Here is a 25,371-nt window from a genome sequence, read left to right on the forward strand (position 1 = left end):
TGAGCAGTAGCCGGGTCACTACAAGCAATTGTAGTTCCACGAATAATGCAATTATAATCTCATGAATTTTTTGAGGGTGCCGATGGGCACCCTCCTTTTGGTATGTAGATAGCCTCTCAAAGCTCTTTTGGAACCGGTCCGTTGTGACCGGTTTTCTTTTTTTGTACCCTTCCCAAATCAACTTTATTGGTAAATCAGAAGTCCCCCGGCCTCCCCAAATACAGGATGATAAATCCCCCCGTAACTCAACCCAAAAGGACAAGTCTGCTCCTATTCTCCGGCGAACATCCACCAACGCCGTGCAGAATACCAAATCCGACGGCCTTCTGATTGCTACAATTCCCTCATTCGTCCCTATATTCGCCTTTCTCAATCGCACAACTCATGAACCACCTAGTAGCACCTTCTCTTCTGGCGGCCGATTTCACCCGCCTGGCAGATGAAATACAAATGGTCAACGACAGTCAGGCCGATTGGCTGCACCTTGATGTGATGGATGGCCGGTTTGTGCCTAATATCACTTTCGGTATGCTCCTGATTGATGCTGCGAAGCAGCTCTGCACCAAACCGTTGGACGTACACCTGATGATCGTGGAGCCGGAAAAGTACGTAGAGCAGTTCCGGGAAGCCGGGGCGGATACTATTACGGTCCACCTGGAAGCTTCTCCCCATCTGCACCGTACCCTGCAGCAGATCAAAGCCACGGGGGCCAGGGCAGGTGTAGCGCTGAATCCGCATACGCCGGCCAGTAGCCTGGAGGATATTATAGAAATGGTAGACTTGGTTTGCGTCATGTCGGTCAACCCGGGCTTCGGCGGGCAGAAATTTATTTACAATACCATACCTAAAATACGGCGCATCAAGGACCTGATCACGGTGCGCAATACCGAAACACTCATTGAAGTAGATGGAGGCGTGGGCCTGCAAAACGCGGAGAAAATCCTGCAGGCCGGCGCTGATGTGCTGGTAGCGGGCAGCAGCGTTTTTAAAGCCGATGACCCTGCTGCTGCCGTCGCGCGCCTGAAGGATATCGGGGGCAGAATGCAGCGTTTTGCCTAAGGAAACAGGGCCCTGCGTTCTCTAACCCGGCCCGTGATTTGACGATCTTGCAGGCAAAGCCTGCTCCATAACTGTACTATGAAGCATCTTCAACGTTTATTCTTCGCTCTCTGCCTGATGGCCGCCCTGCCACTTGCTGCACAGGAAGCTAACCTGGCCAAAGTAACTGGCCTGGTCACCGATGCGGTTAGTGAAGCCCCGATCGACCTCGTTACGGTATACATTGACGGCACCAGCAAAGCGGTGGAAACCAGCAGCACCGGCCGTTACAGCATTACTGTACCGGCTAACGAGGACTTTGTGCTCGTATTCAGCCGTATTGGTTACCAAAAGGTCGAAGCTAAAATTGCCAATATGCCGCCCCGTACCACCCGTCAGGTGGATGTGGAGCTGCCACCCATTAACTCGGATGTGGAGGTGATTGTCCGGGAAAGTAAAATCAAAGATGCCGGCATCATCACAGAGGATGTGGAACAACTCAAACTCTTGCCCACCACCACCGGCAACCTCGAAAGCCTGCTACCGTATATCGCGCTGGGGGCAAGTGGCGGTACCGGGGGTGAACTCAGCTCACAGTACAACGTGCGCGGTGGCAACTATGACGAAAACCTGGTATACATCAACGACTTTGAGGTATACCGCCCGCAGCTCATCCGCGCCGGGCAGCAAGAGGGCCTGACCTTTGCAAATATGGACCTTATCCGGAGTTTGTCTTTCTCCTCGGGGGGCTTTGAAGCCAAATACGGCGATAAGTTATCCTCCGTGCTCGATATCAAATACAAGCGGCCGGACAGCCTCCGGGCTTCCCTGGGGCTCAGCTTCCTGGGGGGCTCTGCTCATGTAGAAGGGAGCATTAATGTCGGTAAGGACAACTACCGCAAACTTCGGTACCTCTTTGGAGCCCGCTACAAAACGACCCGCTACCTCCTGGGCTCCCTGGACGTGCAGGGCGAGTACATCCCTAACTTTACCGATTTCCAGACCTATATCACCTATGATATCAACCGCAATTGGCAGCTCGGGCTTTTGGCTAACTACAACCGCTCGGAGTATAGCTTTACGCCTACTCAGCGGAGTACAGCCCTGGGGCTGATCAATTTCGCCCTGGAGCTCTTTAGCGTATTTGAGGGGCAGGAAGTGGATGATTTTACCACCTCTATGGGCGGGCTGTCCCTGACTTACCTGCCGGACCGCAGCCGCAACCCTTTCTTCCTTAAATTTCTGGCCTCTTCCTTCCGCAGTGATGAAAATGAGCGCTTTGACATCATCGGCCGGTACAGCTTGCGGCAAATTGAGACCGGACTGGGCAGCGACAACTTTGGAGATGTGATCGCAGAGCTGGGCACCGGTACGCAGCAGCAGTTTGTCCGCAACTTCCTCGATATTCAGCTGTACAACTTTCAGCATAAAGGCGGCATCGAATTGCAGCTTGACCCCGACAAAGACGACGTTTCGGCCAGCCACTTCATTCAGTGGAGCGCTAAAGTGCAAAACGAGCTGATTGACGACCGCATCAACGAATGGGAGCGCCTCGATTCAGCAGGCTACTCTTTGCCTTATGATACCAGCGAGGTCCTCCTTTTTAATGTGCTAAAGACGCGCAATGAGCTGGTCAGTACCCGCTTCACTACTTTCATTCAGGATACCTACACCTACCGGGACGAATCGAGCGGCGAGTGGCGCATCTCGGCAGGTGTACGTGCATCATACTGGGACCTGAACAAGGAACTCTTGATTTCGCCCCGTGCCCAGCTCCTGTACAAGCCGCTGGCTGGCAAACGGGATATTTCCTACCGACTGGCTGGCGGGCTGTATTTCCAGCCTCCTTTCTACCGGGAAATGCGGGCTTTTGACGGCACGGTAAATACGGACTTGCAGGCCCAGAAATCAGCGCATATTGTGGGCGGCTTCACTTATGACTTCTACCTCGGTAAGCGCAACCCCAAGAAATTCCGCTTCATTACGGAGGCTTATTACAAAAGTCTGTGGGACATCGTCTCCTACGAGATCGAGAACGTCCGCATCCGCTATTCGGGTGAGAATGACGCTACGGGCTACATCGCGGGGATTGACCTGCGCCTGAACGGCGAGTTTGTGCCCGGCGCAGAATCCTGGATCAATCTGTCGTTCCTGCGTGCGCGCGAAAGCCTGGTCGGTGTACAGCACCTCATCCGGGAGCTGGGGCAGGCAGAAGGGCAACCGGTGGAAGACGTGCCCCGGCCTACCGATCAGTTTATGAACCTGTCGATGCTCTTCCAGGACTATCTGCCCAATAGCGAGAACTTCCGTATGCACCTCAATTTGACGGTGGGCACAGGTCTGCCTTTCGGTTTGCAGGGCAACAACGAGGTGTTCCGCAATACCTATCGCTTTTCGCCTTATCACCGTGTGGATATTGGCTTTAGCCTGCAGCTGTTTGACGAAGATAAGCGGAAGGAAAAGCCTAATCACTTGCTTAGCTTCACCCGCAATACCTGGCTGAGCCTGGAGGTTTTCAACCTGATGCAGGTCCGGAATCAGGCAGGCAATACCTGGATAAAAACTATCTTTAACCAACAATACGCTATACCGAATTATCTCACTTCCCGGCGGATCAACCTTCGCCTGCGGATGGAATTCTGATCGTGATATGTCTGAAGAACAACCTAAAAAACGCCGGTTGCTTTCCCGTTGGGACTGGCTCTGGCTGATCATCGTTGCCTTGATTGTCCTGTATGTTCTGGCTGACCGGCTGGGCGTGCCTGTCGTAACTAAGACAGAGCAGGAAGAACTGATTGAGCACCCACACCGGGACTGATCCGGTCGTTTTTTTGTTGAAAACCCTAGCATCTATGAATAAATTATACCTTTTTACCATCTTGAGCACCATAGTATTACTAACTGCCTGTCAGACGGCCACGGAGCAGACGGTTACCGATCAGCCCGTTCAGGCTGAGAGCCACCCCTTTCTCCCGCCTGCCGAACGCTGGGGCCCGCTGTTTGTAGATGTGCAAATGGCAAAGGTCTTCCCCGATGGCAAAACCTTTGTAGACTGTACGCCCAAACAACCTGAAGAGCAGATACTGGCAGCCTATGAGAAGATGAAAGTTGAGCCGGAGTTTCACCTCAAAGCTTTTGTGCTGGAGCACTTTGAACTGCCCAAAAATTACGCATCTGGCTTTAAGTCTGATACGGCACGGTCTGCAGCGGAGCATATTAATGCCCTCTGGCCCATTCTCACCCGTGAGCCCGACAAGCAAAGTACGATGGGCTCCCTGATCCCCCTGCCCAACGCCTACATCGTACCTGGCGGCCGATTTGGGGAGATTTACTACTGGGACAGCTACTTTACCATGCTGGGCCTGGAGACTGCCGGCAAAACGGACATGATCCGCAATATGCTGGATAACTTTGCTTACCTGGTCGACACCGTAGGTTTTATCCCCAATGGCAACCGCGATTACTTCCTGACCCGTTCTCAGCCGCCCTTCTTTGCGTCTATGGTTGATCTTTTGGCGCAATCGGAGCTGGAAACGACCGATCAGCAGGCCGTGTACCTGCGCTATCTGCCGCAGCTCGAAAAAGAGTACGCCTTCTGGATGAATGGTGAGGCGGAGGTTAGTGCTGATAACCCGGCCGTAAAGCATGTGGTGCGCCTGCCTGAAGGTGAAATCCTCAACCGCTACTGGGATGAAGGCGATTATCCCCGCGAAGAGATGCACCGCGATGATGTGGAAACGGCTGAAAAAGCAGACCGCCCCGCCGGGCAAGTCTACCGCGACCTGCGCTCCGCTTGTGAATCAGGCTGGGACTTCAGCAGCCGTTGGTTTGCTGACCCAGAGCGCCTGGAGACTGTACAGACCACGCAGATCATTCCGGTTGACCTGAACGCACTGCTTTACAACCTGGAGCTCATCCTTGCCAAAGCCAACGCTCTGAATGGGATGGCCGCACGGGGGGCTTTGTACGAAGAAAAAGCAGCTCAGCGCCGCGCTGCTATCCAAAAGTACCTCTGGGATGAGCAGGAAAGCTTTTATCAGGATTACAATTTTATGCAAAAAGCCTTTACCGGGCAACGGTCCTTGGCAGCTATGTACCCGCTATTCTTCAATATCGCTACCCCTAAACAAGCTGCATCGGTGGCCGGGGTACTGGAGCGCGACTTTCTCTACGATGGCGGCTTGGTGTCTACCCTCACTCACAACGGGCAGCAATGGGATGCCCCCAACGGCTGGGCACCTCTGCAGTGGATAAGTATCAAGGGCTTGCGCAACTATGGTGAGGCTGAACTGGCACAACGTGTGCGTGACAACTGGGTGGACCTGAATGTGAAAGTGTACGAAAATGCCGGCAAAATGGTGGAGAAGTACAATGTGGAAGATATGGGCCTGGAAGCCGGTGGGGGCGAGTACCCCGTGCAAGACGGCTTTGGGTGGACCAATGGCGTACTGCTGCGCCTGCTGAGTGAAGCAGAAGAAAAATAAGGATCAGGCTGTCCCAGCACGCTCTAACGTAGGGGAGCCACTAAAATAGGAGTTATGTTCTACATCAAGACCGAAGCTTTTGGCGACTATGAAGCCTACCTGCTTTCTGACCCAACCGGTGCCCACCAACTGAAACTTGTACCGGCGTTTGGCGCTTGCGTAATTGATCTGCGGCTGCACGGGCAGACAGTATTGGATACCTATCAAACGCCCAAAGAGATGAGCATCAACCGCTGGGCAAAGAATGTGCTCCTGTACCCTTTCCCCAACCGCCTGAAGCACGGGCAGTATGAGTGGGAAGGGCAACGGTATGAGTTCCCGGTCAACGATGTGCCCACCAATAATGCCCTGCATGGTTTTGGTACAGAACAAACGATGGAGGTAGCCGCTAAAGAGGCAAGCGTTGAGCACGCCCAAATTCGCTGCCGCTTCAGTTACGATGGCCAACTGGACTACTATCCCTTTCCCTTCCGGTTTGAAGTGGCTTTTACCCTGCGCTCCGGCGCATTGGAAATCGGCCTTTCTGTAGAGAATACCGGCAAGACAGCTTTGCCCTTCGGTATGGGCTGGCACCCTTACTTCCGTATATCCGATGACCTGGGCAATCATCACCTTCACCTGCCACCCTGCGAAATGGTGGGGGTAGATGCGGAGATGATCCCCACAGGCAAGCGCTACGAATACACAACCTTCTCCCAGCCGCGCCGCATCGGTATGGAAGTGCTGGACAACTGTTTTGCGCTGCAACAGCAGGAAGGGCGCGTCCAAATCCAGCTTTCCTATGCCGATCAGCAGCTGGGCTACTGGCAGGAAGTTGGGGAGTCAGGATTCTCCTTTGTGCAGCTTTTTACCCCGCCCCACCGCACCTGCCTGGCCATTGAGCCGATGACCTGCAATATTGATGCTTTTAATAATGGAGAAGGGCTTATGCGAGTGGAGCCGGGCGAGCAGCGGACGGCTACGTTTGGGGTGCAGGTCGGAGCTTAGCGACGCGCAACAAATAACTGCCCCACTTAATGCGGCTCTTTTCTGCCATGCTGTGTTCCTCGTTGGTTACGTAGCGCTGCTATGCGCTGTTCAAGCTTTTAGGGCCCCTTAGGCGGGAAACAAGCTGCATAGGGGCGTATGGAAAGCGGTGTGAGATGGGGGGCACTGCCATGGCCCACAAGGGTTACTTTTTTGAATAAAATACTCCTATCTTACTCAGCCTCAAAGCTAGAAACGCCTAATATGATGAACCTTAAAGACCTCCTTGGCTTGCTTTTGCCGCTGTTATGGCTGGCCGCTTGCACTTCAGATTCAGAAGCCCCGCTGCCGCCGGAACCCGAAGCCGCTGTGGCACTTCCGTTCACTACTGTCAGCTTATCGGACTTTTCGGGTTTCCAATCCGGGCCCGAAAACTGGGTTGTCGCCGGCGGTGCGTATGCCGACCGGGCCCAAAAGTTGATGATGCAGCCTCTGGAAGGTGAAGGCGTCTTGGTCAACACGGCACCGCCCCGTTCCGGCGAGCATCTTTTCACGGCTTTTGAGCATGGCGATATTGAGCTGGAGCTGGAAGTGATGACCGCGAAAAACTCCAATTCCGGAATTTACCTGCAAGGGCGCTATGAGGTGCAGGTGTTTGACAGTTGGGGCGTGGAGGATCCTCAGCACTCCGACATGGGGGGCATTTATCAGCGCTGGGACGATGATGCTCCCAAGGGCGAACGTGGTTATGAAGGGCACCCACCGTCAATGAATGCCGCTAAAGCCCCTGGGTTGTGGCAGCAGGTGCGTGTTCTGTTCCATGCGCCCCGCTTCGACGCAGAAGGTAATAAGGTGGCTAATGCTTTGTTTAAGGAAGTCTGGCTAAACGGCATCAAGGTACATGAAAATGTAGAGCTGACCGGTCCTACCCGTGCCGCGCCTTTTACAGATGAAGCGCCCACTGGCCTCATCATGCTACAGGGCGATCACGGGCCGGTCGCTTACCGTAATATTCGGTACAAGCGTTATGATAATCCACCCGTCGAGGTTAGGAATTTAACCGTAGCGCAGTACAGAACCAAGTCGGAAGAGATACCTGCCTTTGATACGATGGAGGTTCAATCTAACACCCCGGTAGACTCGATTTCTTTTCATCAGGCCGGTACTCATATGCGTTTTGCTTTAATTTACGACGGGGTTCTTGTGGTACCTGAAACAGGCGATTACCTGTTTACGGCTTATGCCAACAGAGCAGCGATCCGCTTTGTCGTTGGGAAGGATACGCTGTTTGATCGGTCTAATGCTTATTCGATTGATGCCAAAGCCAAAGCGGTTACCAAACTCTCAGCGGGCACAGTCCCCTTTCAACTGATCTTTCACAAGCCTACCAACAGTTGGTACCGTGGCTTCGGGCTGGAAGTGGAAGGGCCGGGGATCGAACAACATGCCCTCACTACGCCCGCTTCTCCCAAACAGGGCCCCGAGCCCGAGCCTATCGTGATTGAGCCCGAACCGGAGGCCATCCTACAGCGCTGTTTTATGCTGCACGAAGGCAAAAAACGCACCCATATCGTAGCCGTAGCGACGCCGCAGGGACTCCACTATGCCTATGACCTGGAGCAGGGCACCTTGCTCAAAGCCTGGTCGGGCGGATTCCTGGACGCTACCGATATGTGGCACGAGCGGGGAGAGGCACAGTTGGGGCAACCCCTGGGTATGACCATCGACTTCCACAGTGACCCCGAACTCTACCCGCTGCCGGATGAAAATACAGCCTGGCCGGATTCCTTGACTACCGATCAAACCTACCGGCAGGGTGGGTATGAACTCGACCCCGAAGGGCATCCTACATTTCTTTATCAGACAGGTGGCGCATCGGTGAAAGTGCAATGCCGACCCGCAGCTGGAGAACGCCGTCTGACCCGCTCCTTCACCATAGACAAGGGGGATGGCTTCTGGCTGAAACTGGGCGACGGCAATACCATTGAGCAACTACCGGATGGCACCTACGCCGTCAACAATCATCAGTACCTTATTGACTTAGGGGGTAGGGAAGCGGTCCTCCGGCAAACTGCCGGGCAAACAGAGCTGCTGCTGGCCCTCGACTCCGGTGCCCAAACCATCCAATACGATATCATCTGGTAAATCTATAGACCATGAGAGCCTTTTTGACCCTTATCTTTTCCACCCTGCTGGGCACGCTATTCGCACAGCAAGACCCTATGTCTGCCTATTATAAAATCGTTGATGTCCCTATTCCGGACGAAGTCGTGCTGGAGGTCGGCGGGCTGGCCCTCAATGATCAGGATCAGCTGGGCGTATCTACCCGCCGGGGCGAGGTCTGGCTCATTGACCAGCCCTACGGTCAGAATCCAGACTATCAGTTGTTTGCCAAGGGCTTGCACGAGCCCCTGGGGTTGGCTTTTCGCGATAACGGCTTTTACGCCACTCAGCGCGGAGAACTGACACGGTTGGAAGACCGTGACGGCAACGGCAAAGCCGATGTGTTCCGCACGGTCTACTCCTGGCCGCTTTCAGGCAATTACCACGACTATTCCTACGGGCCTAAGTTTCTCCCCAATGGTGATATGCTGGTGACCCTTAACCTCTCCTGGATTGGGCATGGTGCGAGCCTGTCCAAATGGCGGGGCTGGCTGCTGAAGATTACTCCAGATGGCGATATGGAGCCTTTGGCTACCGGCTTGCGTTCTCCTGCGGGCTTTATGGTGAATGAAAAAGGCGATATTTTTTACACCGAAAATCAAGGCGATTGGGTCGGTTCCGGTCGTATGACACATTTGGAAAAGGGCGACTTTGCTGGCAATCCAGCTGGGCTACGCTGGGCATCTGAGCCCAATTCGCCGGTAAAGCTGGCTGCGGGCAGTATTCCGGATTACCCGGGCATGTCCCTGTTCGAATATGCGGAGAAGGTGCCGGGCGTGAAAGCACCTGCCGTATGGTTCCCCCACACCATTCTGGGCATCTCCACGTCAGATATCCTGGTGGACAATACCGGTGGGAAGTTTGGCCCCTTTGAAGGGCAATGGTTTATCGGAGATCAGGGGCACAGCAAAATTATGCGAGTGTATATGGAAGAAATTGAGGGCGTGTATCAGGGGGCGGCATTCGGGTTTATCGACGGGTTTGCCTCAGGTATCCTGCGAATGATCTGGGGCAGCGACAACAGTATGTTTGTCGGCATGACGAGCCGTGGCTGGTCGGCTACCGGCAAAGCGCCCTACGGTTTGCAGCGTCTGGCATGGTCGGGCAAGACGCCCTTCGAAATCAAAACGATGCAGGCTCAGCCGGATGGCTTCCTGCTGACTTTCACACAGCCGGTCAACAAAGCTTCAGCCAGCGATCCGACAGCGTATGCCGTCACGTCTTTCAATTACAAATACCACAAAACTTACGGCAGCCCTATCGTAGATCAGCAGGATGGGGAAGTGTATGAGGTAGAGCTTAGTGAGGATGGCCTTTCTGCTCGTTTGTATATACGGGGCATGCGCCTTGGTTTCATACATCAGGTGGTGGCGGAGGGCGTGCGGTCTCTTGCCGGGCGTTCGCTGGTGCACAATACCGGCTATTATACCCTCAATGCCGTGCCGGGTGGGCAACTGAAGTCCGCAGCAGTGGGCGAGGAGGAGAACGGAACAGCTGATACTGGTATTACCAAACGCCCCAATACCATGCCTGCTTCCTGGACAGACGGCCCGGAGGCAGAGCTCAACCTGGGCACCAAGCCTGGCCTCAAGTACGACGAGACCGTATTGATGGTGGATGCCGGTGCCAAAGTCAAGCTCACCTTCAGCAACAGCGACGATATGCTGCACAACCTTGTGATCGTCAAGCCCGGCGACGCGGTGGACAAAGTCGCGGAGTTGTCCATGAAACTGGGCTTGAAAGGAGAGGAGATGAACTACGTACCGGAGTCGGATCTGATTTTGTACCACACGGGTATCTTGCAACCAGAGACATCCGAGACGCTGTACTTTACGGCTCCCAAAGAGCCAGGGTACTACATGTATGTCTGCACTTTCCCCGGGCACGCACAGGTGATGCGGGGCACGCTGATTGTGGAGTAGGGGCTATTCAAACTTCAGGCCGTAGCCTTGCAGCAAGCGCCATGCTTCCTGCAGGGTGAAACGGGCACCTTTCAGGTCATTGTGCGCCGGATGGATGGTGAAATTTTCTGCCGTGCGGAAGTCCGCATCCTGCAATTGAGCACCCTCAAAGCGTGTGCCGGATAGATCGGACCCGCTAAAATCTGCTCCTTTCAACGCTGTGCCGGTAAAGTCCGCTTCCCGGATCGAGCAGTGGAGGAAGGCTGTACCGTCAAGAGGCAGGTTGCCGAATACACCAAAATCGAGCTGGCACTTCTCGAAGCGCAGCTCCAGCAATAACGGCTTGCAGTCTTCCCAGGCGATACCTAAGAGCCGGCACCCGGAGAACGTTACCTCCTGAAAAGCCGTGCCCGCCACTTGCGCGTTACTCAGGTCGCAATCTTCAAAACGACATTCCGTAAAGCGGCAATCCATAAAATTTGCATTGGCAAACTGGCAATTGCGAAATATACAGTTGAGGTATATGCCAGCGGGTAGTGGCTCCGTTGCGGTATCCCGGTGCTCAAAGGTTTGATCTTCAGTCAAAGGCAGGCTCATGAGAGTTAGTGTAAGTTTAACACAAACATAATTGTCTGTGGCTTGGTCAAAGGTAAAAAAGCTTTACCTTCGCGCCTTCCTTTTGAGAGCTTGCCCTAACCTATCCAGAAAAATACTAATGTCCCGGTCGGCTGCCGGGCACCAAACTACTGTGTGCTATATGAAAAAGTTATTCAATCTTTTTGACCTTTCCCAACGTGTAGACTACAAGACCGAAGTCCTCTCGGGCCTGACTGTAGCTATGGCGCTCATCCCTGAGGCGGTGGCCTTTGCCCTTATCGCCGGGCTTTCTCCTTTGACGGGGCTGTATGCCGCATTTGTGATGGGGCTGATCACTTCTATATTTGGTGGCCGTCCGGGCATGATCTCCGGAGCGACGGGTGCGGTGGCAGTGGTCATTGCGGCGCTTGCGTTGTCACATGGTGTAGAGTATGTCTTCGCTACCGTTATTCTGGCGGGGCTGATTCAGGTGCTGGCAGGTGTGCTCAAATTGGGTAAGCTGATGCGTTTGGTCCCTCACCCGGTCATTTTTGGATTTGTAAATGGTCTGGCGATTATCATCTTCATGTCGCAGCTGGATCAGTTCAAGACACCGGAAGGCGCGTGGATGGCGGGCAACAGCCTCTATCTGATGCTTGGACTGGTGCTGCTGACGATGCTGATCATCTGGGGCCTGCCTAAAATTACGAAAGCCGTGCCCTCCTCCCTGGCTGCCATCCTCACCATTTTTGGCGTGGTCGCTTTCTTTGGGCTTGACACCCGTACGGTAGGCGATATTGCTTCCATTCAGGGCAGTTTTCCGCCCTTCCACATTCCCATGGTACCATTGACTTGGGAAACGCTGATGATCATCCTGCCTTACGCAGGTATTATGGCGGGGGTTGGCCTGATCGAAAGCCTGTTGACACTCAACATCATTGATGAGATCACCGAAACGCGGGGAAGCGGCAATAAAGAAGCGGTAGCGCAGGGCGCGGCTAATATCCTGTCCGGTTTGTTTTCAGGCATGGGCGGCTGTGCTATGATTGGGCAAAGCCTGATCAATATCTCGGCGGGTGCACGGGCACGACTGTCGGGCATCGTCGCTTCTGTGATGCTGCTGATCTTCATTATGTTTGGTGCTGGCCTGGTGGAAATGCTACCGATGGCTGCCCTTACCGGACTGATGATCATGGTCGCTATCGGTACTTTTGAATGGGCGAGCCTTAAGACCTTCAACAAGATGCCACCATCTGATATCTTCGTGATGGTAATCGTGACGGGGATCACCGCAGTGCTGCACAACCTCGCTCTGGCTGTACTGATCGGCGTAATCATTGCTGCCCTGGTCTTTGCCTGGGATAATGCCAAGCGCATCCGTGCCCGTAAGCGGGTAGATGAAAATGGCGTGAAGCACTACGAAATTTACGGACCGCTGTTCTTCGGTTCCGTAGGGGTCTTCAATGAAAAGTTTGACGTCCTGAACGATCCGGAGGAAGTGATTATTGACTTTGAGGAAAGCCGGGTGGTGGACATGTCGGCAATTGAGGCGCTCAACAAAATCACAGAGCGCTATCGTAAAGTGGGCAAAAAAGTACACTTGCACCACCTCAGCCCGGATTGCCGGAAACTGCTGAAAAATGCGGAGGAGATCATTGATGTGAATGTATCCGAAGATCCTACCTATAAGCTGGTTGTGGATGAGGTTTGAGTGGGGTTGAACACGGATTAGACGAATTGCGTAGGGAGGCTTCACGCAGAGATCGCGGAGGGGTTTCACGCAGAGATCACGAAGGTAGATTGGGGCACAGATTAGACGGATTGCGCGGATTTTCACTAATTTCGAGCGGTAGCATGCTTGTGTAGCGGAACGGGTTGCCAGAGTCAGCGTTCATCAGTCAGATCAGCGTTATCAGTGTACTTTTGTTGTGCGTTGAGGTTGGAGCACAGATTAGACTGATTGCGCGGATTTTCACTGATTTCGAGCGGTGGCATACTAGTATGACGGCACCGGATTGTAAAGATCAGCGTCATCAGTGTACCCATGTCGTGCGTGGCGGGTTTGGAACACAGATTAGACTGATTGCGCGGATTTTAACTAATTTCGAGCGGTAGCATGCTTGTGTAGCGGAACGGGTTGCCAGAGTCAGCGTCATCAGTCAGATCAGTGTTATCAGTGTACTTTTGTCGTGCGTTGAGGTTGGAGCACAGATTGGACAGATTGCGTAGAATTCCTCAAGCTAACAAATATCCCTGGGCTACCGCTTTAAAATCAGCCACCTCTTTTTCATACCAGGCATCGTCCCTGCCCAGCTCCTGTTGCAGTATTTTACCCACGGGCTCTGCCATTTCCAAAGCAGCCTGAGCGTCCATGAATAGGGTGCGCAAACGGCGAGCCAGTACATCTTCTATACGCTGCGCCATTTCGTGCCTTGCCATCCAAACCACCTCGGCTTTGGTGTTAGGGTATTTGGGGTGCAGTGGTTGCTTTAATTCAGGCTGCTCAGTGATCAGCGCCTGAATAGCCTTCGCCTCGCTACCGTAGACCCGCCAATGACCTTCCGGGGTGTGTCCGTTGGGATAGCCGTGCAACCTGATTTGGGCAGAAGTGCTACCCTTGGCGCTCATCTTCTTGACTTTCAGAATTTCGTCTACCATGTCTTCTCCCATCTGCCGGAAGGTGGTCCATTTACCACCGAGGATGGAGAAAAGGTCGCTATCGCTCACCACCACTTTGTGGCTGCGGGATACTTCTTTTGTGGCGGCACCCTCGGTCTTGGGAGCAGCAAGTGGGCGTAGCCCTGCAAATACAGAAAGCACATCGGCGCGGGTAGGTGGCTTGACCAGGTAGTCCGATGCCGTTTCCAGAATGAAGTCGATTTCTTCTTCCAGTGCCTTAGGTTCAGCTTCGGCTTCGGAGCGCGGTGTGTCTGTAGTGCCCAGGATAAGCTTTCCAAACCATGGAATCCCAAAGAGTACCCGCCCGTCCGGTGTTTCGGGGATCATCAGCGCATCTTTGCCGCCCAGAAAGGACAAGTCAAGAGCAAGGTGGGCACCCTGACTAGGCAGAATCGACTTGCGGATACCCGGCTGATCCATTTTTAGGATCGTATCGGAAAAGACCCCCGTCGCATTCACCACAGCTTTAGCAGATATAGAGAAAGTTTCACCCCCAATGAGATCACGGGCTTCTACTCCATTCAGTTTGCCCTCTGCATCTTTGGTCAACCCGGTCACCTCTGTATAGTTGACCACACAGCCGCCCATATCTGAACAGGTTTGCGCCACGGCCACCGCCAAACGGGCATCATCAAACTGCCCATCGTAGTAAACGACACCGCCAAGGAGCCCCTGCTGTTTGATAGGTGGGATTTTTTCGATCACCTCTTTGCGGGATATGATGTGGGAGCGCCCAATGCGCAGCCGGCCGGCCATCAGGTCATATACCTTAAGCCCTACACCATATTTCAGTTGATCCCAGCGGGTATAAATGGGAATAATGAAGGATTGCTTGCCCGATAAGTGCGGCGCATTTTTCATCATCAGCCCCCGTTCCTTTAGCGCTTCCAACACCAGGAAGATATCCCCCTGAGCCAGGTAGCGTACGCCCCCGTGGAGGAGTTTGGTGCTCCGGCTGGAAGTCCCTTTTGCAAAGTCCGCTTTCTCCAAAAGAACCACCGAGAGTCCTCGGGAGAGAGCATCCAATGCAATACCAAGACCCGATGCCCCGCCACCAATAACGGCCAGATCCCAGGACTCAGATTGTGCTTTTACTTGCGCTATATTTTCGTTTCTTTTCATTTTATTTCCTTTTATGATTCAAAAGTGCATAAAAAAGAAAGTAAAAGCAAGTTTAGTTTTCTTTTTTTACCTTTGATTGAAAAAAGAGTTTCATTCACATGCAAATTGCAGAACGTCATCGGTTTATTTTAGATGCCCTGCGGCAGAGAGGGGCCGTTAGTGTGGCTGCGTTGAGCCAGGCCATGAATGTAACCACGGTCACGGTTCGCAAAGACCTGCGGTTGTTGGAAGATAAGGGGGCACTGTTGCGCTCGCACGGTGGTGCCAGCCTGCCCAATACTTATGTCAATGACCGTTCTATTGATGAGAAAATGCAAATCCGGGTGGAGGAAAAGCACCAGATTGCCGCCCGGGCAGTGGAATTGCTGCAGCCGGAAGAAGCGGTCATCATTGGGTCTGGTACAACTGTTCGCGCCTTTGCCCAGGCCATTCCCAAAACGCTGAAGCTCACCGTGCTCACCGGTGCCATGAATGTTAGCCTGGCTTTGCTGGATCATCCGGAGGTAGAGCTGGTGCAACTGGGCGGTGTGGTGCGTAAGAGCAGTGCGTCGGTAGTAGGGCACTACGCGGAAGGCATGCTGGCTGATTTTGCCTGCACTAAACTATTCCTGAGTGTAGACGGCATTAGCCCGGATTTTGGCCTGACCACCTCCAACATGATGGAAGCCCACCTGAATGCAAAGATGATTAAAGCCGTTCCTCAGGCGGTCATTCTCGCAGACTCCGGTAAATTTGGCAAGAAAGGCTTTGGGAAAATCTGTGACCTTGAAGCGGTCCATACCATTATCACGGATGCGGGGCTGCCGGATGCGGCCCGGCGGGCCATGGAAGATAAAGGGGTAAAGGTGCTCATCGCCTGATCAGTCATAAAGCAATACCGCTGCCCGCTGCTTCATATATTCCGATCTGCCTTGCAACTCAAGTTCCCGGAGTGCCTTCAGGGGCTCACGGTTCTCCACCCATAGCCTAACCTCGTTGCTGCCATTAAGGATGTCGATAGGCAGTAGCCTGTATTCGTACTCGAAGGGGGGCTGCCGCCACCGGAGCCGGGCTTCCGGCAAATGGAACAGGTATTGCAGAATACACAGCCCGGACTGCCAGGGTCGGAAATCCTGGAGATTCAGCAGGTGCAGCTGATAGCCCCCGCAGCGCTCGCCTGCATGTTTTTCGAAGGTCGGCTCAAAGTAGATGGGCCGTAGCCGAAAGCCACGCAGCCAGCTCTTCAGCAAAGCAGATTCCAGGCCGGGCAGGGCCTGATAAGGATCAAATCCCGGGTAGCCAAAGACTTCAAACGGGCGGGTGGTGCCCCGGCCTTCCGACCAATTCGTACCTTCCCAAAAGACCATACCCGGAAAAACCTGGGCGGTCAGCAACGCAGGCATATTGGGCGAGGGGTTAGCCCACAGCAGCTCCGTTTTTTCAAAGGCCATAGCCCGGTGCCACCCGGTCATGGCTACCACCTTAAGGTCGCAGGATGTTGCTGTGGCTCCATTGACCAGGAGCGCAAATTCTCCAATCGTCAGTCCATGCCTCGTGGGCAAAGGGGACAGCCCGATGAAAGACCGGTATTCCAAATCCAGCAGATTGCCTTCAACCCGTATGCCTCCAAGGGGGTTGGGGCGATCGAGGACCCAAACGGGGATGCGGGCTTTGGCGCAGGCTTCCATCATCAGTTGCAAAGTATAAATGTAGGTGTAGGGGCGCGCGCCCACGTCCTGTAAGTCCACAATAACCTGGTCCAGCCCCTGCAGCATGGCGGGGGTAGGGGAGCGATTGGCCTCATAGAGACTATGTACCGGTATCTGGAAGAATGGGTGGATGTAGTGGGGGCTTTCGATCATATTGTCCTGCGCTTCCCCAAACAGGCCGTGCTGAGGCGAAAAAACAGCCCGCAGCCGGGGGGCGAAAACCCGGTGCATAGCAGATAGCCCATCTTCCCCTGTAGCTGTTATGGAGGCATTGTGGCATAGGTAGCCGATGTGCTGCCCGCATGCTTGTTGAAGGGCGGGAGTACGCAGAAGCTGGTCGAGGCCGGTTTGTACGGGCATAGTTAAAAGGTTAGAGTAACGTAAGGCCCGGAATCCGGAAGGGCGTGAGGAAAGGGTCTGCCGGCGGGCGTTCCGTGATGAGGTACTGCAGTTCGCTGAGTTGGCAGACCCGCATCTTAGTGCTGGTGTTAAGTTTCTCAAAAATAGCAAGTGCGGCGGTTTGGCCCGAGACTTCGCGCATCGCCTGTTTGACTTCCACCACTTCCCAGTCGCTATCCGTCAGGCCGTTGATGGGGTCAATACTGTTGGCCCCAAGCAGGCACAAGTCCGGGCTGAGGCTGAGCAACTTTTTGATGACTTCCCCTCCGGTACTGATCTGCGCATCGCCCGAGATACGGCCACCGATGAAGAGCGTCTCGCTGTCGCTATGCCGGGCCAACTGCATTGCCACAGGCAGGCTTACGGTAAAGAAGGTGACTTTCAGCCCGGAAGGCAGAAGGCGGGCTACCTCCAGGTTGGTTGTGCCACCACTAATAAGGATGTGCATGCCGTTGCGGAAAAGGCTTATTGCTTTGCGGGCAATAGCCGTCTTTTCGGCATAGGCGTAAATTTCACTCTCAATAGCACCCACCATCCGGAAAGAGTTGGATATGGCGCCTCCTCGTACTTTTTTAAGTTTGCCATCTTCTGCAAGTTCTTGCAAATCTCTGCGGATAGTGTCCTCCGATACTTTCAGGAGTTCACTTAAATCAGCTTGCAGGACCTTATTGTGCACATTGACTTCCCTTAAAATTAGCAACTGTCTTTCCGGTTTTAGCATGCTTTTATTTCTTCAGTTTGGGCTTGCTTAAAATAATTGAATAGCCTGATCCCGAGTGTAGGGGCACTGTGTTTTCTTGAAAACTTGCGTAAAGTTGCAAACAAAATGGCATTAATTTTAATTATTTGCTGTATTATGCATTGAAATTGGCGGTATAGCTCAATAAAATACCGCATTTCGGGCAAGGCTTAGAATCAATACCAAATAACACTTTACACCAATCGCTATTAACAAAAACAACAGATTATGAAACAAAGCCTACCCAAGGCGAAGATGCCGCTCCTGATGCTCCTCATGCTGGGGCTGCCACTTCTGGCATTTTCGCAGAAAATCAACTTCACGGTTAGTGGCACCGTACAAGACTATGACGGCAACCCGCTTATTGGTGCTTCTGCTTTTGTGGAAGGGCTGGCGATGGGCGCGGTTACCGATATTGACGGGCAGTTTGCCATTAAAGGAGAAGCCGAAGCAGGGGAGTACCAACTTCAGGTTACCTATGTGGGCTTCACACCAGTAAGACGAACGTTTGCCATCAGCGCAGCGGCACCAGAAGTTACGCTGGAGATCAGCCTGGCCGATGATGTCATGGACATGGAGGAGGTCGTTGTAGTAGGCTCCTCCGTAACCACTAAGCGCAAGCAGCTCGGCAACGCGGTCAATGTGCTGAAGTCTGATAAGCTCACCGTCGCTAACCCACAGGGTGTGACGGGCGCACTGCAGGGTAAGCTTCCAGGCGCACGTATTACGCAAAACTCTGGAGACCCTGCCGGTGGCTTCAGCGTGCAGTTGCGGGGGGCAAGTACACTCCTGGGGTCTTCGGAACCCCTTTACGTTATCGACGGTGTTATTATCAGCAACAATACCACCAATGTGACCAATATCAATGCCGGCGGCGGCGCTTCCCAGCCGGGCACCAACCGACTGGCAGATATTAACCCGAATGATATCGCTGATATTACGGTTATCAACGGTGCCGCGGCGGCTGCTCAGTACGGCTCACGGGCGTCCAATGGGGTGGTGCTCATTACCACCAAGCGGGGCAAGGCCGGTAAGCCTTCATTTAGCTATTCTTCCGGTTTTAACGTTAACGAGCTACGCAAGCCGGTTTACGTAAACCTGAGGGGCGAACAGTTCGGCAGCGCTGATCAGCGCCTTTACCCTATTGCAGGGACAAACGCGGACGGAAACCTTACCGTTGGTGCCAATTTCTCCACAGAGAAAGTACCAGTGACCCGCTACGATTACCAGGATCAGATTTTTGATACCGGCTATGGCACTGATCAGCACCTTTCGGTACGCGGCGGCAATGAGCAGTCCAATTATTATGCATCGTTGTCGTATACCCTCAATGAGGGCATCATCCGCAATACGGATTTTCAGCGTTATGGTGCCCGCTTCCGCTTCAATCAGTCGGTAAGCGACTGGGCGAGCTTCTCCATCGGGCTGAATTATAACAACTCGTTTTCCAACGAACGGCCGGACGGTAACGTATTCTGGTCCCCAATCAATGCCTTCAATATTACCAATAACATCTGGGATATCACGCAGCGGGATGAGCTGGGCAATCTGCAGTCTGTGGAGCCTACCCGGGTCAACCCACTCAGCGTTATCGAAGATTTTGACATCACACAATCAGTCAACCGGGCTATTTCTGACTTCCAGCTCAAACTTTTCCCGCTTAAAGGCCTGACAATCGACTACATAGTCGGGGTAGACGCGTACAATCAGGAGGGTAATATCTTCATCCCTCCTTATCCATACGCTCCGGTCAATCCTACTTACTTCGACGATGGCTATGCTTCCACGGCTAACAACAACGTCTTCCTGATCAACAACGACATCAATATCTCGTATGAGAAGGAAATCAGCAGCAGCCTGGTATCCATCACTAAAGCAGGCTTCTCTGACCAGTATTCTCAGAATGCGTTCTCGGTGGCCCAGGGCCGCGGGCTGGCGCCATTTGTGGAAACGGTCAATGGTGCGAGTATCATTCTCAACCCGGCGGCCAATACCGACCGCTTGCGCATCTGGGGTTACTACCTGCAGCAAACCTTTGGGCTGAACGACCGCCTGTTCCTGACTGCGGCAGCCCGGGTGGATGCAGCCAGCTCCTTTAGCGAAGACAACCGCAATATCATTTACCCTAAGGTGAGTGCCAGCTACGTCTTATCCAGTGAGCCTTTCTGGCAGGAAAGCGGACTGGGCAGGACTATCAGCCTCTTCAAGCTCCGTGCTTCCTGGGGGCAGGCAGGTAACCTGACGGCCATCGGGCCTTACGCCCGTTTCTCTACCTATAACACCGGTAACCTTGCAGGCAGCGTAGCTATCAACCAAAGCAGCACCCTGGCCAACCCGGATGTGCGCCCCGAGGTGAATACAGAAACAGAAATCGGAGCAGATGTCTCCTTCCTGAAAGACCGTATTGGTATGTCATTTACCTGGTATAATCAGGATATTGACGACCTCCTCGTGAGCCGTTCGCTGGCCGCTTCTCAGGGTGGTAGCGCTATCACAACTAACGTAGGGTCGCTGGAAAACAAAGGCGTGGAAGTCCTGCTCTATGGCTCGCCTATCCGCAAGCGCGATTTCAGCTGGGATATTTCCCTCAACTTCTCCCGCAACCGCAACCGCGTCACCAACCTCGGGCAGGCGCGTACGGCGGTGCCTAACGTAACCGGTGCACCGATCTTCCTGGTTGATGATCAGCCGCTGGGCGTATTCTTTGGAACATATATTGCCCGTGACGACAACGGTGACCCTCTGCTTACCTCCGAAGGCTTCCTGCAACAGGAGCGGGGTGATGCTGCTACCAATATGCCACAGCGGGATGCTAACGGGCAGCCAACAGGTACGCCTCTTCAGCAGGTTATTGGTGACCCTAACCCCGACTACATCCTGGGCGGTAGCACTACCTTCAACTACAAGCGCTTCGGAATTACAGCTGTAATCGAGAGCGTACAAGGGCAGGACGTATTCGACGCCGACAAGCGGACCCGTCAGGGCGTAGGTATCGGTGAATACGCTGAGCAGGAACTATCCGGCGAACTGCCGCGTGGCTGGATTTGGGCCATGTACCCCATCCTGGAATGGCGGATTTCTGACGGCTCCTTTACTAAGCTCCGGGAGTTGTCTGTGAGCTACACTATCCCGGATATTGGCGGTGTGCTGAGCAATACCACCATTTCTGTGGGGGGGCGCAATCTCTTCTCTATTGACAACTTCACCAGTTACGATCCGGAGACCAATGCCGGTGGGCAAAGTAACCTGATGCGGAACGTCAACTTCGGTAATGTGCCCATTCCACGGGTATACACCCTGAACATCCGTACCAATTTCTAAACCTGTAGAACCAGAAAAAGCAAACTATGATGATTTCAAGATATAAAACCCTCAGCAGCCTGTTAATGGCCCTGATGCTTTTAGCCAGCTGTGAGACAGACTTTACCAATCCCGGCGCTGCCACCGAAGATCAGGTGCTGAACAGCCCTGATGGCCTCATCGGCCTGGCAGTAGGCATTCAAAAACGCTGGAGTGTGGGGCGGCAGAGCCCGGTTTATACTACCGTGACAGCCGCTGGTTTTACGACCTTCGAGCTGCGCCTCATCAACCCGGGCAACAGTGAGGAGAACGCCTTGTCCATTGGCAAAGATGAGCTGATCGGTACCAACGGCGTGGTGTCCAATCTCTGGGAAGAAGCCCTGCTGGTCCGCAATGAGTCAGATCAGATCCTGATGAATGCAGAAAAAATCCCGGATGCCGGGGTGCGCTCCGGGCTAATCGCTACTGGTGCGATTTTCAAGGCGCTGGCTAATGGCACCCTGGCTCAGTTTTTTGAGCAGCTGCCTTTGGCAAATGCGGAGAATGCGGTGTTCAGCTCCCGTGAAGCGGCGCTGGAAGATGCGATCGCAGCCCTGGAAGCGGCACGCAGCACAGTCAACGCAGCACCGGTGTCCGCTGCATTTTTGGACAAAACCCCTGCTAGTATTGACGCTATCAACACCATCAATGCACTACTGGCGCGTTACCATAACATGCTCGGCAACCACGACGCGGCTATTGAAGCCGCGAACCGGGTCGACTTGTCCTCCATGTCCACTTTTGCTTACGATGCGGTCAATACCAACCCCATCGCTTTTGTCTCTATCCTAACCAACAACGTCTATCAGCCGGTCGACCTCACCCTCGGGCTGCCTGATGGGCTGGCACCGGATGCTGGCGATCAGCGCCTGCCGTTTTACTTTCAGAACCTGACCCCTGACAACAACGATTTCCGTGCGGCGGCGTTCTGGGATGCACCAGATAAGGCTATCCCGGTGTACCTGCCTGGAGAAATGGCCCTTATCCGTGCCGAGGCGCTTGCCCGCAAGGGGATGGTAGGAGAGGCTATTGATGCGCTGAACGAGGTGCTGACCAAACAGCCCACCGAGGATGCTTTCGGGGTAGGTGCGGGTCTTGATGCTTACACCGGAGCAGAAACGCAGGAGGCGGTACTTGATGCCATCTATGCCAATCGGTGTATTGAGCTGATGATGTCCGGGCTGCGCCTGGAGGACAGCCGCCGCTTCGGCCGCCCGGCTCCCAATACCGACAATGAAGAGCGCAACCGCAATTTCTATCCGTACCCGGACAGTGAGCGGGCCAACAACACCAACACACCGGAAGACCCCGAGATTTAAACAGCTGTTTTTTTTAGAAGGGACTTCACAATATTTATAGGTTAAAAGGCGGGGAACAGTGGCGTTATTTTCGTCCGCTGTTCCCCGCTCTAATGCTACCAATATGGCGTATTCTGAAACAGACATCCTTAAAACCTGGCAGCTTAATGCCAAGCCATGGATTGAAACACTGGAGAACGGAGATATCCCCTCCCGTGCACTGGCAACGAATCAAGCGATAGTGGATGCCTGCCTTAGCCTGAAACCCCAACGTGCTTTGGATATTGGGTGCGGGGAAGGCTGGCTGTGCCGGGCCCTGGCTGAAGCTGGGGTGGAAATGACCGGCCTGGATGGTGTTCCGGGGCTGATTGAAAATGCACAGCGCAAAGGCGGAGCTCAATACCTCACCTGTTCCTATGAAAAATTGCTCAGTGGGCTGCCTGAGGGGCTGACCCCCCCCTATGACCTGGCGGTTTGCAATTTCGCCTTGTTTGGAAAAGATCTGACCGTTGCGCTCGCAGAGGTGGTGCACAGCCTGCTTACAGCGAAAGGCCGCTGGGTCATCCAAACGTTGCATCCGGATTACCCCATGGCTGCACCGCCTGGCAGCTGGGCCACTGAAGACTGGTCGGCTATGAAGCGGTCTTTCCAGTCGGGTTACGCCTGGTACCGTTGGACTAAAGCGGGCTGGCAGGAAATGCTGCAACGTGCTGGCTTTAAAGAATTTAAATGGGAAGAGGTATACGTGGGTGAGGCTTCCTCTCCCCTTTCTCTGCTTATTGAAGCTGGAAAATAAGCCTGGGTTTAGCGGAGGATGCTTACATTTGCCCTTCGCAAAAAACCAATATCGAATGATACCCGATATCCTCCTCAAGCTGGTCGCCGAACGCACTGGCCTACCGCTCCACAAAGTCAAAAACACCCTCGTGCTGCTCACCGATGGGGCTACCATCCCTTTCGTCGCCCGTTACCGCAAGGAAGCGACAGGGTCTCTGGATGAGGTGCAAATCGCTGATATTCAACGGGAGCACAAGCAGCTGGAGGACCTCGAAAAGCGCAAGACCACTATCCTTTCTGCTATAGAAGAGCAGGGGAAACTTACTGATGACCTGCGCCGTCGTATCGGGCAGACCTACGACAGCACCACGCTGGAAGACCTCTACCTGCCCTACAAGCGCAAGCGTAAGACCCGGGCCTCTGTAGCCCGTGAGAGAGGACTGGAACCCCTGGCCGAACAGTTGTTTCGTCAGCAGGACCGGGATGCAGAACGGGCAGCAGCCCCCTTCCTGAATGATGAGGTGCCTGGCTTGGAAGAAGCTCTGCAAGGTGCTCGTGACATCATCGCAGAGTGGGTGAATGAAGATGAGCAGGCCCGTAATCTGGCACGGGCAGCTTTCCGCCGGGAGGCGACCGTCCGCTCGAAAGTGGCAAGAGGAAAAGAGGAAGAAGGGGCGAAGTACCGCGATTACTTTGATTATGAAGAGCCACTGAAAAAGTGCCCGTCCCACCGCATGCTGGCCATACGCAGAGGCGAGGAGGAAGGCATACTGCGGGTCTACGTGACGCCGGATGAAGAACAGACCATCTATCGCCTGGAGCGCAAGTACGTAGAAGGCAACGGTAGTGCTGCCCGTCAGGTGAAGGAGGCGGTGCAGGACAGCTACAAGCGCCTGTTGAGCCCGAGTATAGAAACGGAGTTCCGCAACCTGTCTAAAGCTAAGGCTGATGAAGAGGCGATTGGTGTTTTCGCCACCAACCTGCGGCAGTTGCTCCTGACTGCTCCCCTGGGCCAAAAGCGTACTTTGGGTATTGATCCGGGCTTCCGTACCGGCTGCAAAGTGGTGGTTTTGGACGCAAGTGGGAATTTGCTTGACAATACCGCCATCTATCCACACCCGCCCCAAAAGGATCAGTATCAGGCCGTGGAAACGCTGAAGCACCTGGTGCGGCAATTTGAAATTGAAGCGATTGCAGTGGGCAATGGCACCGCAGGCCGGGAAACGCTGAGCCTGTGCCAATCGGCCGACTTCGGGCGTAAGCTGGATATCTTCTCCGTAAATGAAGCGGGGGCGTCTATTTACTCAGCTTCCGAAATTGCCAGGGAGGAGTTCCCTAAGCAGGATGTGACGGTGCGTGGTGCCGTTTCCATTGGTCGGCGGTTGATGGACCCCCTGGCGGAGCTGGTCAAAATCGACCCCAAAAGCATAGGCGTGGGGCAGTATCAGCATGATGTCAATCAGACCCGTCTGAAGGAAAGCCTGGATCAGGTGGTGGAAAGCGCGGTAAACTCCGTGGGCATCAACGTGAATACGGCCAGTCAGCACCTGCTTACGTATGTATCCGGCCTGGGGCCTACGTTGGCCAAAAATATTGTGGGTTATCGTTCAGAAAACGGGCCCTTCCAATCCCGCCGCCAATTGCTGAAAGTGCCGCGCATGGGGGAGAAAGCCTTTGAACAAGCGGCGGGCTTCCTGCGCATCCGTGAGGGCAAACACCCGCTGGACAATACAGCAGTGCACCCCGAAACTTACCCAATTGTGGAGCAAATGGCGAAGGACCTGGGCTGCACCGTACAGGACCTGATCGATCAACCTAAACTGCGCAAACAGATTGACCTGCAGCGCTATACGTCTGATACCGTTGGCCTGCCTACCCTAAATGATATTATGAAGGAAATGGAAAAGCCGGGCCTCGACCCCCGTGGCACCGCCAAGACCTTCGAGTTTGCCAATATCCATTCCATCAATGACCTTGAAATCGGTATGGTGGTACCGGGCATCGTCAATAATATCACCAATTTCGGGGCCTTTGTGGATATTGGTATCAAGGAGAGTGGCCTGGTGCATGTCAGTCAGCTTGCCAATAAGTTTGTGAAGAACCCGGCCGATGTGGTGAGCCTCAATCAGGAAGTAATGGTCAAAGTAATGGATGTGGACCTGAAGCGGGGCCGGGTGCAGTTGTCGATGAAGGCGGTGTAGG

At 53.9% G+C, this 25,371-nt stretch carries 18 protein-coding genes; 13 read left to right on the top strand and 5 right to left on the bottom strand.

Features of this window, described 5'->3' with window-relative positions; genetic code table 11:
* Positions 1-384: 384 nt before the first annotated feature.
* From rpe to RIC19_RS15395, 7 genes are all read left to right on the top strand, one after another.
* Complete coding sequence (gene rpe / locus RIC19_RS15365) at positions 385-1,059, top strand: ribulose-phosphate 3-epimerase (protein ID WP_350179222.1); 675 nt, start codon at positions 385-387, stop codon at positions 1,057-1,059.
* Between the two features lie 78 nt (positions 1,060-1,137).
* Entirely contained in the window at positions 1,138-3,681 is a 2,544-nt protein-coding gene (locus RIC19_RS15370; RefSeq protein WP_350179223.1) for a TonB-dependent receptor, read from the top strand.
* A 7-nt stretch (positions 3,682-3,688) separates the two neighbouring features.
* Positions 3,689-3,856 carry a hypothetical protein gene (locus tag RIC19_RS15375; RefSeq protein ID WP_350179224.1) on the top strand — a complete coding sequence of 56 codons (168 nt, stop codon included), beginning with the start codon at positions 3,689-3,691 and terminating at the stop codon, positions 3,854-3,856.
* Positions 3,857-3,890: 34 nt separating this feature from the next.
* Positions 3,891-5,522: an alpha,alpha-trehalase TreF gene (gene treF / locus RIC19_RS15380; protein WP_350179225.1), complete on the top strand. Its 1,632-nt coding sequence runs from the start codon at positions 3,891-3,893 to the stop codon at positions 5,520-5,522.
* Positions 5,523-5,576: 54 nt separating this feature from the next.
* The gene (locus RIC19_RS15385; protein WP_350179226.1) at positions 5,577-6,509 is read left to right on the top strand and encodes an aldose 1-epimerase; all 933 of its coding nucleotides are present in this window, start codon (positions 5,577-5,579) and stop codon (positions 6,507-6,509) included.
* 243 nt (positions 6,510-6,752) lie between these two features.
* Positions 6,753-8,633 (top strand): 3-keto-disaccharide hydrolase, encoded by a 1,881-nt coding sequence (locus tag RIC19_RS15390; RefSeq protein ID WP_350179227.1) that lies wholly within the window; start codon positions 6,753-6,755, stop codon positions 8,631-8,633.
* An 11-nt stretch (positions 8,634-8,644) separates the two neighbouring features.
* A complete protein-coding gene (locus RIC19_RS15395; RefSeq protein ID WP_350179228.1) occupies positions 8,645-10,573 on the top strand; it encodes a plastocyanin/azurin family copper-binding protein in 1,929 nt (642 codons plus the stop codon).
* Positions 10,574-10,576: 3 nt separating this feature from the next.
* Here the strand turns inward: RIC19_RS15395 and RIC19_RS15400 are convergent, their stop codons facing one another.
* The gene (locus RIC19_RS15400) at positions 10,577-11,149 is read right to left on the bottom strand and encodes a pentapeptide repeat-containing protein (protein WP_350179229.1); all 573 of its coding nucleotides are present in this window, start codon (positions 11,147-11,149) and stop codon (positions 10,577-10,579) included.
* Between the two features lie 160 nt (positions 11,150-11,309).
* Between RIC19_RS15400 and RIC19_RS15405 the strand changes: the two genes are divergently transcribed.
* Positions 11,310-12,839, top strand: coding sequence for a SulP family inorganic anion transporter (locus RIC19_RS15405; RefSeq protein ID WP_350179230.1), 1,530 nt, complete (start codon positions 11,310-11,312; stop codon positions 12,837-12,839).
* A 173-nt stretch (positions 12,840-13,012) separates the two neighbouring features.
* Here RIC19_RS15405 and RIC19_RS15410 read toward each other — a convergent pair whose 3' ends face one another.
* Positions 13,013-13,174, bottom strand: a complete 162-nt coding sequence (locus tag RIC19_RS15410; protein WP_350179231.1) for a hypothetical protein — start codon at positions 13,172-13,174, stop codon at positions 13,013-13,015.
* A 189-nt stretch (positions 13,175-13,363) separates the two neighbouring features.
* The gene (locus tag RIC19_RS15415; RefSeq protein ID WP_350179232.1) at positions 13,364-14,929 is read right to left on the bottom strand and encodes a glycerol-3-phosphate dehydrogenase/oxidase; all 1,566 of its coding nucleotides are present in this window, start codon (positions 14,927-14,929) and stop codon (positions 13,364-13,366) included.
* Between the two features lie 98 nt (positions 14,930-15,027).
* Here RIC19_RS15415 and RIC19_RS15420 point away from each other — a divergent pair, with 98 nt between their 5' ends.
* The gene (locus RIC19_RS15420) at positions 15,028-15,789 is read left to right on the top strand and encodes a DeoR/GlpR family DNA-binding transcription regulator (protein ID WP_350179233.1); all 762 of its coding nucleotides are present in this window, start codon (positions 15,028-15,030) and stop codon (positions 15,787-15,789) included.
* On the opposite strand, the gene RIC19_RS15425 is transcribed toward RIC19_RS15420, so the two are convergent.
* Positions 15,790-16,977: an exo-beta-N-acetylmuramidase NamZ family protein gene (locus RIC19_RS15425; RefSeq protein ID WP_350179234.1), complete on the bottom strand. Its 1,188-nt coding sequence runs from the start codon at positions 16,975-16,977 to the stop codon at positions 15,790-15,792. It lies immediately after the preceding gene.
* Between the two features lie 10 nt (positions 16,978-16,987).
* Positions 16,988-17,716: a DeoR/GlpR family DNA-binding transcription regulator gene (locus tag RIC19_RS15430; protein ID WP_350179235.1), complete on the bottom strand. Its 729-nt coding sequence runs from the start codon at positions 17,714-17,716 to the stop codon at positions 16,988-16,990.
* Between the two features lie 267 nt (positions 17,717-17,983).
* On the opposite strand from RIC19_RS15430, the gene RIC19_RS15435 reads away from it, so the two are divergent.
* From RIC19_RS15435 to RIC19_RS15450, 4 genes are all read left to right on the top strand, one after another.
* Entirely contained in the window at positions 17,984-21,076 is a 3,093-nt protein-coding gene (locus tag RIC19_RS15435) for a SusC/RagA family TonB-linked outer membrane protein (protein ID WP_350179236.1), read from the top strand.
* Between the two features lie 26 nt (positions 21,077-21,102).
* Positions 21,103-22,413 (top strand): RagB/SusD family nutrient uptake outer membrane protein, encoded by a 1,311-nt coding sequence (locus RIC19_RS15440; protein WP_350179237.1) that lies wholly within the window; start codon positions 21,103-21,105, stop codon positions 22,411-22,413.
* 103 nt (positions 22,414-22,516) lie between these two features.
* A complete protein-coding gene (locus tag RIC19_RS15445) occupies positions 22,517-23,188 on the top strand; it encodes a class I SAM-dependent methyltransferase (protein ID WP_350179238.1) in 672 nt (223 codons plus the stop codon).
* Positions 23,189-23,243: 55 nt separating this feature from the next.
* Entirely contained in the window at positions 23,244-25,370 is a 2,127-nt protein-coding gene (locus tag RIC19_RS15450) for a Tex family protein (RefSeq protein WP_350179239.1), read from the top strand.
* The last annotated feature ends 1 nt before the right edge of the window (position 25,371 follow it).

Source organism: Phaeodactylibacter sp., assembly GCF_040219495.1.
Classification (GTDB): Bacteria; Bacteroidota; Bacteroidia; order Chitinophagales; family Saprospiraceae; genus Phaeodactylibacter.

Excerpts from the sequence above, each read along its gene's own strand:
- RIC19_RS15415 (WP_350179232.1), bottom strand. The coding sequence starts at position 14,929 with ATGAAAAGAAACGAAAATATAGCGCAAGTAAAAGCACAATCTGAGTCC.
- RIC19_RS15420 (WP_350179233.1), top strand. The coding sequence starts at position 15,028 with ATGCAAATTGCAGAACGTCATCGGTTTATTTTAGATGCCCTGCGGCAG.
- rpe (WP_350179222.1), top strand. The coding sequence starts at position 385 with ATGAACCACCTAGTAGCACCTTCTCTTCTGGCGGCCGATTTCACCCGC.
- RIC19_RS15445 (WP_350179238.1), top strand. The coding sequence starts at position 22,517 with ATGGCGTATTCTGAAACAGACATCCTTAAAACCTGGCAGCTTAATGCC.
- RIC19_RS15425 (WP_350179234.1), bottom strand. The coding sequence starts at position 16,977 with ATGCCCGTACAAACCGGCCTCGACCAGCTTCTGCGTACTCCCGCCCTT.
- RIC19_RS15435 (WP_350179236.1), top strand. The coding sequence starts at position 17,984 with ATGAAACAAAGCCTACCCAAGGCGAAGATGCCGCTCCTGATGCTCCTC.
- RIC19_RS15390 (WP_350179227.1), top strand. The coding sequence starts at position 6,753 with ATGATGAACCTTAAAGACCTCCTTGGCTTGCTTTTGCCGCTGTTATGG.
- RIC19_RS15410 (WP_350179231.1), bottom strand. The coding sequence starts at position 13,174 with ATGGGTACACTGATGACGCTGATCTTTACAATCCGGTGCCGTCATACT.
- RIC19_RS15375 (WP_350179224.1), top strand. The coding sequence starts at position 3,689 with ATGTCTGAAGAACAACCTAAAAAACGCCGGTTGCTTTCCCGTTGGGAC.
- RIC19_RS15385 (WP_350179226.1), top strand. The coding sequence starts at position 5,577 with ATGTTCTACATCAAGACCGAAGCTTTTGGCGACTATGAAGCCTACCTG.
- RIC19_RS15440 (WP_350179237.1), top strand. The coding sequence starts at position 21,103 with ATGATGATTTCAAGATATAAAACCCTCAGCAGCCTGTTAATGGCCCTG.
- treF (WP_350179225.1), top strand. The coding sequence starts at position 3,891 with ATGAATAAATTATACCTTTTTACCATCTTGAGCACCATAGTATTACTA.
- RIC19_RS15370 (WP_350179223.1), top strand. The coding sequence starts at position 1,138 with ATGAAGCATCTTCAACGTTTATTCTTCGCTCTCTGCCTGATGGCCGCC.
- RIC19_RS15400 (WP_350179229.1), bottom strand. The coding sequence starts at position 11,149 with ATGAGCCTGCCTTTGACTGAAGATCAAACCTTTGAGCACCGGGATACC.
- RIC19_RS15450 (WP_350179239.1), top strand. The coding sequence starts at position 23,244 with ATGATACCCGATATCCTCCTCAAGCTGGTCGCCGAACGCACTGGCCTA.
- RIC19_RS15395 (WP_350179228.1), top strand. The coding sequence starts at position 8,645 with ATGAGAGCCTTTTTGACCCTTATCTTTTCCACCCTGCTGGGCACGCTA.
- RIC19_RS15405 (WP_350179230.1), top strand. The coding sequence starts at position 11,310 with ATGAAAAAGTTATTCAATCTTTTTGACCTTTCCCAACGTGTAGACTAC.